Source organism: Microbacterium sp. SORGH_AS_0428, assembly GCF_031453615.1.
Lineage (GTDB): Bacteria > Actinomycetota > Actinomycetes > Actinomycetales > Microbacteriaceae > Microbacterium.
Map to the genome: position 1 here is coordinate 2,092,328 of NZ_JAVIZT010000001.1, position 16,311 is coordinate 2,108,638.

General features: G+C 70.8%; 19 protein-coding genes. 13 read left to right on the forward strand and 6 right to left on the reverse strand.

Annotated elements, in window-relative coordinates; translation table 11 throughout:
- The first annotated feature begins 78 nt into the window (after window positions 1-78).
- A complete protein-coding gene (locus QE374_RS10095) occupies window positions 79-588 on the forward strand; it encodes a hypothetical protein (protein WP_309734517.1) in 510 nt (169 codons plus the stop codon).
- A gap of 3 nt (window positions 589-591) precedes the next feature.
- Here the strand turns inward: QE374_RS10095 and QE374_RS10100 are convergent, their stop codons facing one another.
- On the reverse strand, window positions 592-747 hold the full coding sequence (locus tag QE374_RS10100) for a hypothetical protein (RefSeq protein ID WP_309734519.1): 156 nt from the start codon (window positions 745-747) through the stop codon (window positions 592-594).
- Window positions 748-868: 121 nt separating this feature from the next.
- On the opposite strand from QE374_RS10100, the gene QE374_RS10105 reads away from it, so the two are divergent.
- Together QE374_RS10105 and QE374_RS10110 are read left to right on the forward strand one after the other, a co-directional pair.
- The gene (locus QE374_RS10105) at window positions 869-1,144 is read left to right on the forward strand and encodes a helix-turn-helix transcriptional regulator (RefSeq protein WP_309734521.1); all 276 of its coding nucleotides are present in this window, start codon (window positions 869-871) and stop codon (window positions 1,142-1,144) included.
- Window positions 1,145-1,219: 75 nt separating this feature from the next.
- A complete protein-coding gene (locus tag QE374_RS10110; RefSeq protein ID WP_309734522.1) occupies window positions 1,220-1,591 on the forward strand; it encodes a DUF6907 domain-containing protein in 372 nt (123 codons plus the stop codon).
- Window positions 1,592-1,599: 8 nt separating this feature from the next.
- Here the strand turns inward: QE374_RS10110 and purD are convergent, their stop codons facing one another.
- Complete coding sequence (gene purD / locus QE374_RS10115) at window positions 1,600-2,886, reverse strand: phosphoribosylamine--glycine ligase (protein WP_309734524.1); 1,287 nt, start codon at window positions 2,884-2,886, stop codon at window positions 1,600-1,602.
- A gap of 51 nt (window positions 2,887-2,937) precedes the next feature.
- Here purD and QE374_RS10120 point away from each other — a divergent pair, with 51 nt between their 5' ends.
- The 7 genes from QE374_RS10120 to QE374_RS10150 all read left to right on the forward strand — a co-directional run bounded on the left by QE374_RS10120 (window position 2,938) and on the right by QE374_RS10150 (window position 10,367).
- Window positions 2,938-3,291 carry a sterol carrier family protein gene (locus QE374_RS10120; RefSeq protein WP_309734525.1) on the forward strand — a complete coding sequence of 118 codons (354 nt, stop codon included), beginning with the start codon at window positions 2,938-2,940 and terminating at the stop codon, window positions 3,289-3,291.
- A 75-nt stretch (window positions 3,292-3,366) separates the two neighbouring features.
- A complete protein-coding gene (locus tag QE374_RS10125) occupies window positions 3,367-4,170 on the forward strand; it encodes an HtaA domain-containing protein (RefSeq protein WP_309734527.1) in 804 nt (267 codons plus the stop codon).
- Window positions 4,167-5,270 (forward strand): ABC transporter substrate-binding protein, encoded by a 1,104-nt coding sequence (locus QE374_RS10130; RefSeq protein WP_309734529.1) that lies wholly within the window; start codon window positions 4,167-4,169, stop codon window positions 5,268-5,270. Before QE374_RS10125 ends, QE374_RS10130 begins: the two co-directional genes overlap by 4 nt.
- Window positions 5,271-5,296: 26 nt before the next feature.
- Complete coding sequence (locus tag QE374_RS10135; protein ID WP_309736669.1) at window positions 5,297-6,316, forward strand: iron ABC transporter permease; 1,020 nt, start codon at window positions 5,297-5,299, stop codon at window positions 6,314-6,316.
- Window positions 6,313-7,089, forward strand: coding sequence for a heme ABC transporter ATP-binding protein (locus tag QE374_RS10140; protein WP_309734530.1), 777 nt, complete (start codon window positions 6,313-6,315; stop codon window positions 7,087-7,089). The genes QE374_RS10135 and QE374_RS10140 overlap by 4 nt, the downstream gene beginning before the upstream one ends.
- 110 nt (window positions 7,090-7,199) lie before the next feature.
- Window positions 7,200-9,761: an HtaA domain-containing protein gene (locus tag QE374_RS10145; RefSeq protein WP_309734532.1), complete on the forward strand. Its 2,562-nt coding sequence runs from the start codon at window positions 7,200-7,202 to the stop codon at window positions 9,759-9,761.
- 255 nt (window positions 9,762-10,016) lie between these two features.
- Entirely contained in the window at window positions 10,017-10,367 is a 351-nt protein-coding gene (locus QE374_RS10150; protein WP_309734534.1) for a potassium transporter Trk, read from the forward strand.
- A 2-nt stretch (window positions 10,368-10,369) separates the two neighbouring features.
- Here QE374_RS10150 and QE374_RS10155 read toward each other — a convergent pair whose 3' ends face one another.
- Window positions 10,370-10,960: a zinc-binding alcohol dehydrogenase gene (locus tag QE374_RS10155; RefSeq protein WP_309734536.1), complete on the reverse strand. Its 591-nt coding sequence runs from the start codon at window positions 10,958-10,960 to the stop codon at window positions 10,370-10,372.
- 280 nt (window positions 10,961-11,240) lie between these two features.
- On the opposite strand from QE374_RS10155, the gene purM reads away from it, so the two are divergent.
- Together purM and purF are read left to right on the forward strand one after the other, a co-directional pair.
- The gene (gene purM, locus QE374_RS10160) at window positions 11,241-12,293 is read left to right on the forward strand and encodes a phosphoribosylformylglycinamidine cyclo-ligase (protein WP_396653349.1); all 1,053 of its coding nucleotides are present in this window, start codon (window positions 11,241-11,243) and stop codon (window positions 12,291-12,293) included.
- Between the two features lie 6 nt (window positions 12,294-12,299).
- Window positions 12,300-13,760 (forward strand): amidophosphoribosyltransferase, encoded by a 1,461-nt coding sequence (purF, locus tag QE374_RS10165; RefSeq protein ID WP_309734540.1) that lies wholly within the window; start codon window positions 12,300-12,302, stop codon window positions 13,758-13,760.
- A gap of 96 nt (window positions 13,761-13,856) precedes the next feature.
- Here purF and QE374_RS10170 read toward each other — a convergent pair whose 3' ends face one another.
- Window positions 13,857-14,051, reverse strand: coding sequence for a DUF3073 domain-containing protein (locus QE374_RS10170; protein WP_137418327.1), 195 nt, complete (start codon window positions 14,049-14,051; stop codon window positions 13,857-13,859).
- A 145-nt stretch (window positions 14,052-14,196) separates the two neighbouring features.
- On the opposite strand from QE374_RS10170, the gene QE374_RS10175 reads away from it, so the two are divergent.
- Entirely contained in the window at window positions 14,197-14,691 is a 495-nt protein-coding gene (locus QE374_RS10175; RefSeq protein WP_309734545.1) for a universal stress protein, read from the forward strand.
- Between the two features lie 3 nt (window positions 14,692-14,694).
- Here QE374_RS10175 and QE374_RS10180 read toward each other — a convergent pair whose 3' ends face one another.
- Both QE374_RS10180 and QE374_RS10185 read right to left on the reverse strand, forming a co-directional pair.
- Window positions 14,695-15,300, reverse strand: coding sequence for a PadR family transcriptional regulator (locus QE374_RS10180; protein WP_309734547.1), 606 nt, complete (start codon window positions 15,298-15,300; stop codon window positions 14,695-14,697).
- Entirely contained in the window at window positions 15,300-16,133 is an 834-nt protein-coding gene (locus tag QE374_RS10185; RefSeq protein WP_309734549.1) for a DUF4097 family beta strand repeat-containing protein, read from the reverse strand. The genes QE374_RS10180 and QE374_RS10185 overlap by 1 nt, the downstream gene beginning before the upstream one ends.
- Between the last annotated feature and the right edge of the window lie 178 nt (window positions 16,134-16,311).

A 16,311-nucleotide genomic window follows, 5' to 3' on the forward strand; every position in this document is an offset into this window, starting at 1 on the left:
GGGCGCCCACCGTAGACGCCGCGCCGCCCAGAATCAACGGGCTCTGCGGCCGCGTTGGGCGCTTTCTACTGTGGAGGTATGAGTAGCCGCATCCGTCCCCTCCTTCTCGGTGGTGTGATCCTCGCCGCTCTCGGTATCGCCGGGTGCACGGCGGGCGCCGTCGACAGCGACCCGACCGCCTCCGTCACGCGCCCCGCGCCGTCCGGCGAGCAGACGCCGACGGGCGAGGCCGCCCTGCCGACGCCGAGCCAGACGCCGGATGTCGACGATCCGAGCCAGATCGCGCTCTTCCTGCTCAACCCGGATCGTCGGGAGGATTACAACGAGTCCACGGCCGGACCCGGGGTAATCGAGGCCGGGCATGGGCTGCGCATCGACGGATGGTGCGAAGGGGGTCGGGTGTCGTACGAGCTGATGACGGCGGGTGTGGGCGATGAGAAGCGCTCGATCGCGGGCGGCACGTTCGTCTGCGGCGACGCGATCGTGTCGAACGAATGGGCTTCGATCGACTACACGGGTCCCGTTCAGCTTCAGGTCACCACCACCGATGACATCTCGACCGGATGGGTGCAGGCGCGGGTGCAGTGACCCTCATCCTCCGAATGTCGTCCTGAGGGCGATGCCGATCGCGAGAGCCCACATCGCCGCCGCAAGGGTGACGGCGAGCAATGCCGGTGCGCGCTCGATGATCGCCATGAGAGCGACGAGCGCGGTCTGTCGTATGCCGCCGAGACGACTTCTGCGCATTGGGTTCCCCAGGCCGATGGAGCATGTATACATGAGCATGTCACAATGCGGAAATGGGGGCAAGGATGTGTCGCATGTATACATGTGCATGCCAGTGTGCACCGTGTTCGAAGCTGGAGCTATGCCAGATCCGCTGTCGCCGTGGGACGACTTCGCTCGCCGACTGGGGCTCAATCTCCGCGAGGCTCGGGCGAGACGCGGCATCAGTCAGGAACGCGCCGCTCACGCGGCCGGCATCTCCGCCTTCACCTACCGGAAGCTGGAGCGCGGCGAGTCGAACCCGGGTACGCCGGCCAATCCGCGCCTTCGCACACTCGTCGCGCTCGCGGAGGTGCTCGACACTCCGGTCGAGGTGCTTCTGCCTCCGGTGCCGGAGGGCATCGCGGAAGGTCGCTGATCGCGCCCGCGCGTGGGATGTCGCAGCCTCGTGCGTGAATGTCGTCGTGCCCGCTCGATGACCCTGGAGTGAAGCATGCCCGCGAGCCGGCCGTCCTGGCAGACGCACGAGTGTCCGACCTGGTGCGAGGGTGGGCACCGTGAAGACGACCATGTCGACGATCGTGTGCACCGCGCGGTCGCGGAGGGGGTCGACGTCCTTCTCGACCCGGACACGACGACGACCGTCCAGCTGGAGTTCGCGGTGTGGCGCCGCGACGGTCGGGCCGACACCTGGCTCTACGCCGGGTCGGGGCCGGGCCGGGAGCTGCACATCCCCCTCCCCGATGCGCCGCGGGTGCTGCGAAGCGCCCTGCGGCTGGCGGGGGTGGAGGATGACGACGTCGAGGAACGGCTGTTGGTCGCGCTGGCCCGCTACGCGGACCCTCCGGTGAGGGCGGTCCGGTAGGCCGGGACTCAGCCGACGACGCGCGCCGCGATGTCGGTGCGGTACTGCCCGCCCGCCAGCTCGATCGCATCGAGCGCACGGTACGCGCGGTCGCGGGCGGTGGCGAAGTCGTCTGCCACGGCCACCACGTTCAGTACGCGCCCGCCCGTCGCGATGAGCTCACCGTCCTGGTCCCGGGTGGCGGCGTGGGCGATGTGCACGCCCTCGACGGATGCGGCCGCATCCAGCCCTGCGAGCGGGCGGTGAGTGACGGGCGCCGCCGGGTAGCCCTCGCTCGCGAGGACGACCGTCACGGCGGCCGTCTCTGAGAACTCCGGCCGCGGCTCGTCCTCGAGGGTGCCGGACGCCGCCGACAGGAGCAGCTGGGAGAGGGGTGTGACCAGGCGCGGCAGCACGACCTGCGTCTCCGGGTCGCCGAACCGGGCGTTGAACTCGATGACCTTGACGCCGGTGTCGGTGAGGATGAGGCCGGCGTAGAGCAAGCCGATGAAGGGCGTGCCCTCGCGGTCGAGTTCGCGGATGACGGGGAGGGCGACGGTCTCGGTCACGAGATCGACGAATGCACGTTCGTCGCCGAAGTGCTCGGCGAGCCAGGGGAGCGGGGAGTACGCGCCCATGCCGCCCGTGTTGGGGCCGCTGTCGCCGTCACCCAGTCGCTTGAAGTCCTGCGCCGGGCTCAGGGGGCGCACGGTGTCGCCGTCGCTGAGGAAGAAGAGCGACACCTCGGGGCCGGAGAGGAACTCCTCGATCAGCACCGCCCCCGTCGGGAGGAACTCCTCGGCATGGGCGAGGGCGGCGTCGCGGTCCTCGGTGACGATGACGCCCTTGCCGGCGGCGAGTCCGTCGGCCTTGACGACGTGCGGGGCGCCCAGATCGTCGAGCGCTGCCCGCACCTCCTCGATGGTCTGAGCGCGCACCGCGCGGCCGGTGGGGACACCCGCCGCATCCATGATGCGCTTCGCGAAGGTCTTGGAGCCCTCGAGCTGTGCAGCGGCACGGCCGGGCCCGAAGACCGGGATGCCGCGCTCGCGCAGCGCGTCCGCGACTCCGGCGACGAGGGGGGCCTCGGGGCCGATGACCACGAGATCGATCGCGTGGGCGTTGGCGTACTCGGTGACGGCGGTGGGGTCCTCGGGGTTCAGCACCCCGCCGTCGGGTACGCGGGCGATGGCTGCGTCGCGGGCGATTCCGGCGTTGCCCGGCGCTGCGAGGATCTCGTGGTGCGCCTGTTCGGAGGCGAGCGCGAGGATGATGGCGTGCTCGCGCGCGCCGGAGCCGAGAACGAGGATCTTCACGCGCCCCACCCTACCGAGAGCGGCTCGCGGGCGCCGGGGTAGCGTGGCGTCATGCCGCGCATCACCACCGACGCCGGCCGCGCCGCGCTCGCCGCGGTGGCCGCGGCCGACCAGCCCGCCCGCACCGATCTCGCCACGGCCGTGCGGTACCTCCTGCAACTGCTCGCGGAGAAGGCGCCCGGTCACACGGTCGAGGTGCGCGTCCCGCCTTTCGGTGCGGTCCAGATCATCGAGGGGCCGCGTCACACCCGCGGCACGCCGCCGAACGTCGTGGAGACCGATGCGCGCACCTGGATCGCCCTGGCGACAGGTCTTCAGTCGTGGTCGGATGCGGCGGCCGCCGGCCGCATCCGCGCCTCCGGTACCCGGTCGGATGTCTCCGACCTGCTTCCGTTGCGCCCGTAACCGCCGCGGAGGCCGGCGCGACCATCCGATAGGGTAGGCAAGGCTTACCTCACTTAACTCCGGAATGGTCCCGCCATGCTCCTTCGTTCCGCTGCGTCCGCGATCGCCCTGGCCGCCTCTCTGCTCGCCGTGCCCACCGGTGCCGTCACGACCCAGCGCGCGGATGGGACGTGTGCGGTGACCGGCGGCTCGTTGACGTGGGGCTTCAAGGAGTCGTTCCGCTCCTACATCTCCGGCACGATCGCGAAGGGGGCTTGGGAGCCGATCGACGGCGCGTCCTACGCGACGCCGGTCTTCGGATGGCCGGTCACCGGCGGGAGCATCGACCCCGTCACGGGCGAAGGATCGGTGTCCTTCGGCGGCGGCGTCCGCTTCACCGGGCACAATGGGCTGCTCGACACCACGATCGCGCAGCCGACACTTGTCGTGGATTCCGCGGGTGCGCACCTCTTGCTCGATGTCAGCGGACTCTCGATGGATGATGCGCTGGCCGGGGCGACCGACCAAGCGCACTCCGACACGCAGGTCGACTTCGTCACGCTGGACCTCGCAGCCGCTGCGCCCACGACGACCGACACCGGGATGTCCGCGACGGAGGTGCCGACCGCCATCACCGCGGACGGCTATGCGCAGTTCGGCAACTACGAGACCGGGACGGCGTTCGACCCGATCTCCTTCGACCTGACTCTCGACTGCGCCGATCCCGAGCCTTCGCCCACCACATCGCCCGAGCCCTCGCCGGCGGTCGTGGCCGCGGAAGGCGTCGACGAGGCGGGAACGCCCGCCTGGGGGTGGGGCATCGGTGCTGCTGTCGCCGTCGCCGCCGCCGCCGTGATCGGCGCCGCGCTCCGGCGCCGCGCGCGGGGAGGACGGTCGTGAGACGGCGGCTGCTCGTGGTCGCGGTGGCGACCGCCCTCGCGCTGCTCGCCGGTTGCGCGGCGCACGACCCGTCGGAGTCGCCTGCGGCGAGCGGCTCGGCGGCACAGCCTCAACCGATCTCCGAGCTCGACGTCCTCGAGGATCCTCGCTCGTACGAGGGGCCGTCGACCGCCGTCCTGCCCGACGCGGCGATCGTCCCGGTCGTCGACGGGCCCGCCCAGTCGCTGCCCACGACCGTGCTCTCCCACGATCTCGGCGGGGCGAGAGAGGTGACGGTCGCCGACACCTCTCGTGTCGTCGCGATGGACCTGGCGGGTTCGCTGGCGGCGACGGTGTGGGGGCTCGGCTTCGGCGGCTCCCTCGTCGGACGTGACGTGTCGACCGCCTTCCCGGGCGTCGAGGATCTGCCCGTGATCACGACGGGCGGTCACACTGTCAGCTCCGAGGCCGTCATCGCGCTTCGCCCCACGCTCGTCATCACGGACGGCTCGATCGGGCCGAGGGACGTGGTCGAACAGCTGAGGGATGTGGGCATCCCCGTCGTGTTCGTCGAGAACGAGGCGTCCTTCGCTGGGGCGCAGCAGCTGGCCCGCGACATGGCGGCGGTGTTCGGCGCGCCCGCGGCGGGGGAAGCCCTCGCTACGCGCATCGGCGACGAGGTGGAGCGCGCGCGAGCCGACATCGCCGCGATCGCCCCCGCGCGCGACGCAGATCGGCTGCGCATGGTGTTCCTCTACCTGCGGGGGACGGCCGGCGTGTACTACCTCTTCGGCGAAGAGTCCGGCGCGGACGAGATCATCCGTGCGCTGGGCGGCGTCGACGTCGCCGGCGAGCTCGGATGGGACGGGATGCGGCCCCTCACCGACGAGGCGATGGTCGCGGCGAATCCCGACCTCATCCTGGTCATGTCCGGCGGTATCGAGTCCGTCGGAGGCGTCGACGGGCTTCTCGCGGCGAAGCCGGCGATCGCCATCACGACGGCCGGGGCCCACCGCCGTTTCGTCGACATGGCAGATGGCCAGATCCTCTCGTTCGGTCCGCGATCGGCCGAGGTGCTCGAGGCGCTGGCGCGCGCCGTGTATGCGCCGGTCGGGTCGTGAGCGCGCGGGCGGTGAGGGCTCGTCGGATGCTGGTGGGCGGCACGGCTGTCGTCCTCCTGGTGGTCGGGGTGCTCCTGTCGGCGGGCGTCGGTCAGCTGCCCATCGCCGCATCCGAGGTCATGGGCTCGCTGCTGCGCGCGATCGGGATCGCGAACCCGTGGGCGCCGGGCGATCCGCTCGTCGAGCAGACGCTGTGGCAGATCCGCTTCCCCCGCGTCGTCATGTCGCTGCTCGTGGGTGCGCTGCTGGCTGCAGCCGGCGCCGTGATGCAGTCTGTGTTCGGCAATCCGCTCGCCGAGCCCGGCGTCGTCGGCGTCTCCTCGGGTGCCGCCGTCGGTGCGGCCGCATCCATCACGCTCGGCCTTGCCGCGTTCGGGGGGTGGACGACCGCGGTGTTCGCCTTCCTCGGCGGCCTCGCCGCGACAGGCATCGTCTACGCGACCGCCCGGGCCCAGGGGCGCACCGAGTCGGTCACGCTGATCCTCACGGGCATCGCCGTGAACGCCTTCGCGGGCGCGGCCCTGGCCGTGTTCATGTTCGTCGGGGACACCGCGTCTCGTGAGCAGATCGTCTTCTGGCAGCTCGGATCGATGAACGGCTCGCGGTGGGACGAGGTCGCGGTCGTCTCAGCCGTGGGGGTGCTCTCCGCCGTCGGCGCGGTGGCGCTGGCGCGCAGGTACGACCTGCTCGCGCTCGGAGAACGGACGGCGGCGCATCTCGGGGTGCGTGTGGAGCGGCTGCGGATCGTCTCGATCGTCCTGGTGGCTTCCATGACCGGTGTCGCCGTCGCCTTCGTGGGGATCATCGCATTCGTCGGTCTCGTCGTGCCTCATCTCGTGCGGATGATGCTCGGCCCGGCGAACCGTCCGCTGCTGGTCGCGTCGCTGCTCGGCGGCGCCGTGCTCCTCGTCTATGCCGACCTGCTGGCCCGTACGCTCGTGCCGGCGGCCGACCTGCCCATCGGCATCCTCACTTCGCTCATCGGCGGGCCGTTCTTCTACTGGCTCATCCGGCGCAGCCGTCGGCGGGGCGGGGGGTGGGCATGAGCGCGCCGGCGATCCGTCTCGACGCGGTCGGTCTGCGCCTGGGCGGCGTCGACATCCTGCGCGACATCAGCCTGGACATCGGGTTCGGCCGGGTCGTCGCGCTCGTGGGGCCCAACGGAGCAGGCAAGTCCAGTCTGATGGGGATCATGGCGGGGGATGTGCGACCCGCATCCGGCGAGGTGCTGCTGGACGGGCGGCCCATCGGCAGCCTCCGACCCTCGGAGCTCGCACGGATGCGGTCGGTCCTGCTGCAGGAGAACCGCGTGGCCTTCGCGTTCTCCGCGCGCGAAGTGGTGGAGATGGGTCGTGCTCCGTGGCACGGGGAGGCTCGTGGACGCGACGACGTTCCCATCTCCGACGCCATGGCGGCCGCGGATGTGGTGCATCTCGGCGAACGGACGTACACGTCGCTCTCGGGGGGAGAGAAGGCTCGTGTCTCGCTCGCGCGCGTGCTCGCTCAGCAGACGCCCGTGGTGCTCCTCGACGAGCCGACCGCGGCGCTGGACCTCCGGCACCAGGAGGACGTCCTGCGCATCGCCCGCGGACTCGCCGCCGCCGGTCGAGCGGTCGTCGTGGTGCTGCACGATCTGTCGCTGGCGGCCGCGTACGCGGACGACGTGGCGATGGTCGCCGCAGGATCGCTCGCCGCCTTCGGCGCCCCCGCCGAGGTGGTCACCGCCGAGCGCGTCGAGTCCGTGTACGCCACGCCCGTACGGATACTCGCCGATCCCGACACCGGTCGACCGATCGTGTTGCCGCGGCGGTCGTCGTAACGGGTGCATATCGAATTCCCAGATTCGAGTTTGGTAAGGCTAAGCTAACTCGAAGACCGCGGGATGACCCACGCCGCGGTCATCGACCCGCCTTCCGCAAGGAGATACCCGTGCACAGATCACCTCGAGCGCCGCTGCGGCGCCTGCTCGCGAGCGCCGTGGCGACCGCCCTGGTCGCCTCTGCCGCCGTCTTCGGCGCCGCCGTCCCCGCCCAGGCCGCCAGCTACACCCTCTCGGCGACGGCAGCCGTCGACCCCGGCGCGTCCGTCAGCGTCTCCGTCACGGGAGACGGCTACGGCAGCGTCCCGCTCCTGCCCGGCCAGTCGCAGCGCTCGCTGTACATCGCGCTCATCCCCGCCGACACGGATCTCGGCAGCATCCAGCTCGGGGGCAGCATCCCCGCCGCGGCGGTCTATCCGGACGCCTCCGGCGTCATCGCCGGTTCGCTCGAGCAGTCGGCCGCGACGCTGGATCGCACGAAGTCCTACGACGTGATCGCCTGGCCGTCCCGGTCGAACCCCAGCGAGAGCAACCTCTACGCGCGCACCGGCGTCGCGATCGACTGGGCGGCGTTGTTCCCTGCGGCGGCGACGACCACCACGCTCGCGGCGGCTCCCGCATCCGCCGTTGCCGGAACCGAGGTCACGCTGACGGCGACCGTCGCGCCGGCCGCGCCGGGATCGGTCGAGTTCTTCGACGGCGCGGCATCGCTCGGCAGTGCGCCGCTGGATGACGGGATCGCGGTGCTGCGCACCTCGTCGCTCGGCGTCGCCACCCACACCGTGAAGGCCGTCTTCACGCCGACAGATGCGGCGTACCAGAGCTCCGCATCCGACGCCGTCGCCGTCGCCGTCACGGCGCCCGCCAGCCCTGTGTACACGCCCTCACTCTCGGTCTTCCTCGCCGACGGGGTCACGCCCTACACCGGGCAGCCCGTGTACAGCGACGATGTCCTCGTCGTCCGCGGCTCGGGCTTCGACCCCGCGGCCAACGTCGGCGGGCGCGGGATGCCGATCCCCAACACGCTTCCTCAGGGCAGCTATGTCGTCTTCGGCTCGTTCCTCGACACGTGGCGCCCCTCTCAGAGCGCGCCCTCCTCGGCGCGCAAGGTCGTCTCGCAGTTGTGGGCGCTGACCGCCGACACGGTGTCGAAGATCCCGGTGGCGTTCCAGAGCGCCGTGCGCCAGCAGTGGACCGAGCTGTCGACCGACGGAACGTTCACCGCCACCCTCGTCGCGAAGGACGCGGGTAGCGCGCTGTCGGGTGGACGCTGGGGTGTGTACACGTACGGCGCCGGTGGCGTGGTGAACGCGGCCCAGGAACTCGTCGTCCCGATCGATTACGTCGGTGACCGGGTGGCCCCCGAACCGCAGCCGGCAGGAGAGCCGGCCGTCACTGTGACCCCGAGCGCGCCGCTGGATGCATCGGTCGAGAACGTGCTGACGGTCGCGGGGACCGGCTTCACCGGTGCCGGCGCGGCGAACGGCGCCTATGTCCTGTTCGGTGAGAGCAGCGTCTGGAGCGGCGATGGGCCCCTTCCGTCCGCGGGGTGGATCGCCCAGGCGTGGGTGCCGTCGTCGGCCATCGTCGACGGCGCCTTCTCGGTGACGCTGACCGTGCCCGCCGGCGTCCTCGACGCGTCGAAGAGCTACCAGGTCGCCACATCCGCCGCGCACGGACTCTCGGTCACCGACCGATCGCTCGACACCTTCACACCGGTCGCGGTCGCCGTGCCCCTCGCACCCTTCGTCGGCTTCCCGGTCGGAGCGAGCGCGCAGCAGGGCGGCGTCCTCACGATCACCGGCGGCGGCTTCCAGCCCGGCGACGCCGTGACCGCCGTCGCCCACTCGGAGCCGGTGACGATCGGCACGGTGCCGGCGAGCGGCAGCGGTACCGTCACCTTCAGCTGGAACGTCCCCGCGGACTTCCCGACGGGCGCCCACAAGGTCGAGCTCAGCGTGAACGGCGAGGTGGTCGCATCCGCCCCCTTCTCCGTCACCGCCGCGGCCGTCGTCCCCGCCGTCGAGCAGGTCGCGGCGCCGGTCTGCGTCGCGCGCGCCGTGTCGGGCGCGAGCATCGACTGGGGGGTCAAGTCGTCGTTCCGCTCCTACGTGACCGGCTCGGTCGCGAACGGGTCGATCGACGGCGGCTGGGGATCAGGGTCGGGAGCGTTCAACACCGAGGCCGACCGCGGGCGGGTGAGCTTCGGCGGATCCGTCCACTACACCGGCCACGGCGGCGCGCTCGACATGACGCTGTCCAACCCCCGCATCCAGATCAACGGCGCGGGCTCCGCCTCGCTGATCCTGAACGTGCAGTCGAAGGGCTTCAACGGCTCGCCCGACACGAACGCATCGGGCATCGTCTTCGCGACGCTGTCCCTGCCTCAGGCTCAGGAGTCGGCGAACCGTGTCACCTTCTCCGGGGCGTCGGCCACGCTCACCTCGGCGGGTGCGCAGGCCTTCGCCGGCTTCTATGAGGCGGGCACCTCGCTGGACGCCGTCACCTTCTCGCTGCCGCTCGGCGCCGAGGTGCCGTGCGACAGCGCGACCGACGGCGCGCTCGCGTCGACGGGTAACGCGCCGCCGATGGATGCCCTGTGGCTGGGGATCGGCGTCATCGCCTTCGGCGGGATGCTGCTGATCGCCGTGCGCCGCCGCCAGCGAGCCTGACAGACCCGGCGCCCCGCGAACGGCTTCCGCGGGGCGTCGAAACCCGAAGCGCCGGTCCTGGGGGCCGGCGCTTCGGCGTGCTGCGGGGCACTGTCACTCGTGGAGGACGACCCGGTACAGGTTGTGGTCCTGCCGGCGGCCCGCGACCGGTGAGCCCTCCGTCAGATCGACAGCTACTCTCACCCGATCCGCTGGAGGAGCGATGCGCCCGAGGAGCGGCCCGGCCGTATGCGCCGCGGATGCGACAATGGACCCATGGCCCCCGAGCCGCAGGACCCCCAGGCCCCCCGCACGGTCACCGATCAACACGTCGAGACCCTGCGGGTGCGTCGCGCACCCAAGTACGGTGTCTTCCTCGTTCTGGGTGCGGCCGTGGGCGTGCTCGTCGCGATGATCCTGACGTTCGTGTTCCACGGCACGGATGAGCCGAGCGCTGCGGGCGTGCAGTACACGCAGATGCAGGTGTTCGGATTCCTCGCCCTCGTCTGCGCCGTCGTCGGCCTCGCGATCGGCGGCATCATCGCCCTCCTCTTCGACCGGGCGATGGCGCGGCGCGCCCGCGACGTCTCGGTCGAGGTGGCCCACGTGCGACGCGACGAGGACTGAGCTCAGGCCAGTTCCGCGATGATCGGGTGGATCGCCGCGTCGAAGGCCACCACATCGCCGCGCAGCCCGTCGGTCACGGCGATCGTGAGAGAGCCGATCCACCAGAGCCCGCGCTGGGCCAGCGGCAGCACCTGCACGTTCAGCTCGAACGAGTGCGCGCGCCGACCCACCTCGCGCTCGTGCACCGCGATCGCGCTCGCGTAGGCGCGGTAGGACGAGCCGCGTACGCGATCGGTGTGGACCGCGCTGGCGGATCGGGCGAACGCGAGCGCAGCACCCGCATGCGGGACGATCGCCGCACGCAGCTCGTCGGCACCGTCGGCGGGTAGCGCGAGCAGCGTGTCCATGCCCGCGATGAGCTCCAGCGGAACCTCGGACGGGTGCGCCAGCGGCTCGACGGTCATCGCCCACAGCGCCCGCCACTGCCTTTCCAGCACCGCATCCGCTTCGGGCGCGTTCGTCGGCACCCCGCGGAGCCCTGGCAGTTCCTCGGGGCTGCGGATGCCGAGGACCTGCCGCAGATAGAGCGCGGCGAGCACGCTCGGACCCGCGTCTTCGCGGACCACCCACTGCGGCCTCTCGGCGCTCGGCATGCCGACATTGTAGGGGTCGCCCGTCCCTCATCGGGGGCCCTGTGCGCCCGGACGCGCATCTCATCCGCATCCGTACGGCGACGTGTGCACGACCGGCCGCGTCCCGGCCGGCTCATGCGCCTCGTACGCACGCATGTGCCCCACCGATCGTGCAGATGTCGCACGGCCCTCGCGCGGCGGAGCGACGGTGCGCTCGGCCGGGTAGGCTGAGGGGGTGGCTCCCGATCCCTATGCCGCCGCGGGTGTAGACACCGCCGCGGGTGATCTGGCCGTCGAACTCATGAAGTCGGCCGTGCGTCGCACTCAGGGCCCCGAGGTCCTGGGCGGCGTCGGCGGATTCGCAGGGCTGTTCGACGCCTCCGCTCTTCTCGGCTACCGCCGGCCGCTGCTGGCCTCCAGCACCGACGGCGTGGGCACCAAGGTCGCCATCGCACAGGCGATCGACAAGCACGACACGATCGGTCAGGATCTGGTCGGCATGGTCGTCGACGACATCGTCGTGGTCGGTGCCAAGCCGCTGTTCATGACGGACTACATCGCGTGCGGCAAGGTCGTCCCCGAGCGCATCGCCGCCATCGTGCGCGGCATCGCCGAGGGCTGCGAAGCCACCGGGACGGCGCTCGTGGGCGGCGAGACGGCCGAGCACCCGGGACTCCTCGGTGCCGCGGACTATGACGTCGCGGGCGCCGCGACCGGCGTGGTCGAGGCCGACCGTGTGCTGGGCGCCGACCGCGTCCGCCCCGGCGACGCGGTGATCGCCCTGGCCTCGAGCGGACTCCATGCCAACGGCTACTCGCTCGTGCGTCACATCGTCGCGCGCGAGGGCGTGCAGTACGGCGACCACGCCGCAGACTTCGGCCGCACCTGGGGCGAGGCCCTCCTCGAGCCCACCCGTCTCTACACGACGCCGATCCTCGCGCTCATCGACGAGCTCGGCGGCGATGTTCACAGCCTCAGCCACGTGACCGGAGGTGGCATCGGAGCGAACCTCGCCCGCGTGCTCGCCCCCGGGAGCTGGGTCGAGGTCGACCGCTCCACGTGGTCGCCCGCGCCGGTGTTCCGGGTCCTCGCCGACCTCGGCGGCTTGGAGCTCGAAGCCACCGAGGGCACGTGGAACCTGGGTGTCGGATTCTTCGCGGTCATCTCCGCCGAGCGCGTGGATGCGGCCGCATCCGTCCTCGCCCGGTACGGCATCGCCGCGTGGCAGGTCGGCGTCGTGGGCGAGGGAGCCCGCGCCGACGGCGAATGGATCGAGGGCGCCAAGGGCGTCGACGGCGGTGCCGTGCGCCTGGTGGGCGCCTACGGCGACAGCACGCGAGACGGAGCGAAGTAACACCTCATGTGCGGCATCGTCGGAATGGTCGGTCAGGGTCCGATCAATCAGGACATCTACGACTCCCTGCTGCTGCTGCAGCACCGCGGACAGGACTCCACCGGGATCGCGACGGCCGAGGGTACGGGTGTCTTCCACATCGCCAAGGCGAAGGGACAGGTGCGCGAGGCGTTCCGCACCCGTGACATGCGTGCCCTCCTCGGTGAGATCGGGCTCGGTCACGTCCGCTATGCCACGAAGGGCACGGCGTCCAACGAGGAAGAGGCGCAGCCCTTCTACGTCAACGCGCCCTACGGCATCGTCCTGGTGCACAACGGCAACCTGACCAACACGCGAGAGCTGACCGAGGAGCTGTTCCGCAAGGACCGTCGCCACCTCAACACGAGCTCCGACACCGAACTGCTCGTGAACGTGCTCGCCGGCGAGCTGCAGGCCGAGATCCCGGGTCTCGAGCTGGACGCCGAGCAGGTCTTCCGCGCCGTCGCGCGGGTGCACGAGCGCGTCGAAGGCTCGTACGCCGCGATCGCCCTGATCGCCGGTCACGGTCTGCTGGCGTTCCGGGATCCGTTCGGCATCCGCCCGCTGATCCTCGGTCGCCGCTCGAACCCTGACGGTCACGACGAGTGGGTCGTGGCATCCGAGTCGCTCGTGCTCGACAACGCCGGCTTCGAGGTCGTCCGCGACGTCGCCCCCGGCGAGGCCGTGTTCGTCGCGCTCGACGGCACCCTCCACGCGCGTCAGTGCGCGAGCGACACGACGCTCGCGCCGTGCTCGTTCGAATACGTGTACCTCGCGCGTCCCGACTCGGTCATGAACGGCATCTCCGTGTACGAGACGCGGCTGCGCATGGGGGACCGCCTCGCCGACACGATCGCGAAGTACACACCGCGGGGCAAGATCGACGTGGTCATGCCGATCCCGGACTCGTCGCGTCCCGCGGCGATGCAGGTCGCCCGCAAGCTCGGCATCGAGTACCGCGAGGGCTTCTACAAGAACCGCTACGTGGGCCGGACGTTCATCATGCCCGGTCAGGCGGTGCGCAAGAAGAGCGTCCGCCAGAAGCTCAACGCCATGCCGAGCGAGTTCAAGGGCAAGAACGTGCTGCTGGTCGACGACTCGATCGTGCGCGGCACGACGAGCAAGGAGATCATCCAGATGGCGCGGGACGCCGGCGCCCTGTCGGTGACGTTCGCGTCGGCCGCGCCCCCCGTGCGGTTCCCGCACGTGTACGGCATCAACATGCCCTCACGGCACGAGCTGGTCGCGCACGGCCGGACGATCCCGGAGATCGCCGAGGAGCTCGGTGCGGACTACATGGTGTACCAGGAGATCGACGACCTCAAGGCGGCGATCCTCGAGGGCTCGGACATCACCGACCTCGACATGAGCTGCTTCGACGGCCGGTATGTGACCGGAACGGTCAGCGACGAGTATCTCGCCTGGGTCGAGGGCACGCAGACGTCCTGATCTCACAGAGCAGCCGCACGGGCACCGGAGCGGTGCGCCGTGCGGCCTGGCTGTGACGATGAGCGGGCGAGGTGCCGCTGCGGGGGCGCCGGTGTATTACCGGGCACCCTCGAGCGAGTCCTCGTCTTCGTCTTCGTCCTCGTACTGGTCGGCCCACTTGTCGACGTACTCGTTCTCGTCACTCGGGTGACCGAGTTCGCGCTCGAGCGCCGCGTAGTTCACCGACGGGCTGAATGACTTCAGCTCACGGGCGATCTTCGTGTGCTTCGCCTTCTGACGGCCACGCCCCATGCGAGACCCCCTCATATTCTGACGGCGAGGGCTGCAGCTGGCGCCCATCGCATCCGCGTAGTCCGGTTTCTGAACCGGGAAGAGTAGCATTAACAATAACACGGTGGTTCGCGGGGTCTCTCCCGCCGCCGCCCGCGGAGGAGTCATGGGCGAAGAAGCTGTCGGGCCGGTCGTGCTGGGAGCGACCGCGGACCTTCCCGATCGAGTGTGGAACGAGGCAGCCCGCTATGCGCGGCTCTTCGGGCGAGATCTCATCGTCGCGTATGTGGACGTGACCCGGTTCGTCACCTACGCCGATCCCGACGGAGTCGAGCACAGCGCGCCCATCGATATGAACCTCGCGGCGGGGCAGGCGCAGGCGGACGCCGTGCGTGATCGAGCCGAGAAGCTCCTCGCGCCGGATTCGTGGACGCTGCGCTCACTCGTCGGCGATCCCGCGATGGCGCTGAAGGATCTGGCCGATCAGGTGGACGCCGTCGTGATCGTGGTCGGCACGCGCCGGCGCGGATTCGGCGAGACGCTGCGCGAGTTCTTCACCGGCTCCGTCGCCGCACGCCTCGCGCACCGTCAGCACCGGCCGGTGCTCGTCGTTCCTCTCGAGGAGCCCCTGGCCGATGCGGACGATCCCTGGGTCGAGTAGCCCCTAGCCGCGCAATCCGCGGGTGAGCTCACGCGTCGCCGCATCCAATGCCTCGATGAAGGCGTCGACCGCGGATGCGGAGAGCTGGCCGCCGCGCGCGACGTGCGTGCGCATGTCGGCGCGCACCTGCGTGCGGAAGTCGGCGACCGCCGCCTCGGCGCGGCGCAGCTGCTCGCGTGCCGCGCTGCGCTCGTCGTCCTCGCGGGGGCGGGCGGGAGCATCCCGGTCGGCCTTGGACGCCGCGGCGAGATCGGCGCGCAGGCTCCGCATCGCCTCGCGCACACTGCCGCGCACCTCCTGGGCGATGAGGCGCACGGAGTCGGCGAGATCGGACTGGATGCCCTCGAGCTCGCCCCGACGGGATGCGACCTCGGCGCGCCCCGCATCCGTGAGCGCGTAGACCGTCTTGCGACCGTCGACGGTCTTGGTGACCAGGCCTTCCTCCTCCAGCTTCGCGAGGCGGGGATAGATCGTGCCGGCGCTCGGCGTGTAGGTGCCGCCCGTGCGGTCGGCGAGGGCCTGCATGAGGTCGTAGCCGTGGCGAGGCGACTCGTCGAGAAGGCTCAGCAGGTACAGGCGCAGGTCGCCGTGCGAGAAGACCGGGGCCATCACAGTTCGTCCTCCGCGGCGGGGCGGCGCAGCACCGTGATGTCGCCCGAGACCGAGTTCGCCCGCACGTCGACGAAGCTGCCGCTGAGCTCGCCGACCGAGCCCGAGTAGTTCGTGGTCGGTCCGCTGCCGCGGCCGGAGTGCGGCACCCCGTCGATCTGCACGCGTCCGCTGACGCTGCGCACCACGTAGTTGGCGGGCAGTCCCGCATCCAGCCGGATGGTGGTGCCGCCGGCGACGGTGTTCAGACCGATCTGGTGCACCGGGCCGATCGCGTCGATCATCATGTTGCCGGACACCGTGTCGACCGTCGCCTTCGTGATGCGGCCCGTCGCCGTCACGTCGCCCGAGACGCTGTTCGCGTTGAGCGCGCCGTCGAGCCCGCGGCTCTGGACGTCGCCCGAGACCGCGTTCACGGTGAGGTCGCCGCTCAGTCCGTCCACGATCACATCGCCCGAGACCGTGTTGACGCGCGCGTCCGCGGCGAGGCCGGAGACGAGAGCGCTGGCATTCACGACGCCGAGGGTGAGCGCGATGTCCGCGGGAACTGCGACGCTGATCTCGGCTTTGGGGCCTCCGGAGCCGAAGTTGCGGAACACCTCGAGGAAGTTGTCCCAGCGCAGCTGCGGGTGGTCGATCTCGATGCGGCCGTCCTCGGCCGAGATGCGCAGATCCTTGGTCGTGACGGCGTGCACCTCGATGCGCACGCCGGGTTCGTCGTGGGCGACGATGTCGATCTCACCGCCGACCAGGCCCACCTTCAGGTGCGTGATGTCGTCCAGGTCGATCACGCGCGTCTCGCCGGGGTGGATGAGCCACTTTTCCGGTGCCATGTCGGTTCTCCTCGTCTATCGAGATATATCGCGTTGCGAAGATAACACGATATATCTCGATTCGGAAGACCCGGACTCCTGCAGCGCGGCCGATCCGGCCTCTCGGCCGCGCTGCCGAGGGGAGTTTGCAGGAGTTCGGACCCGCGGTCGGAAGGGAGGGGGCCGCGGGGAGGGCGCC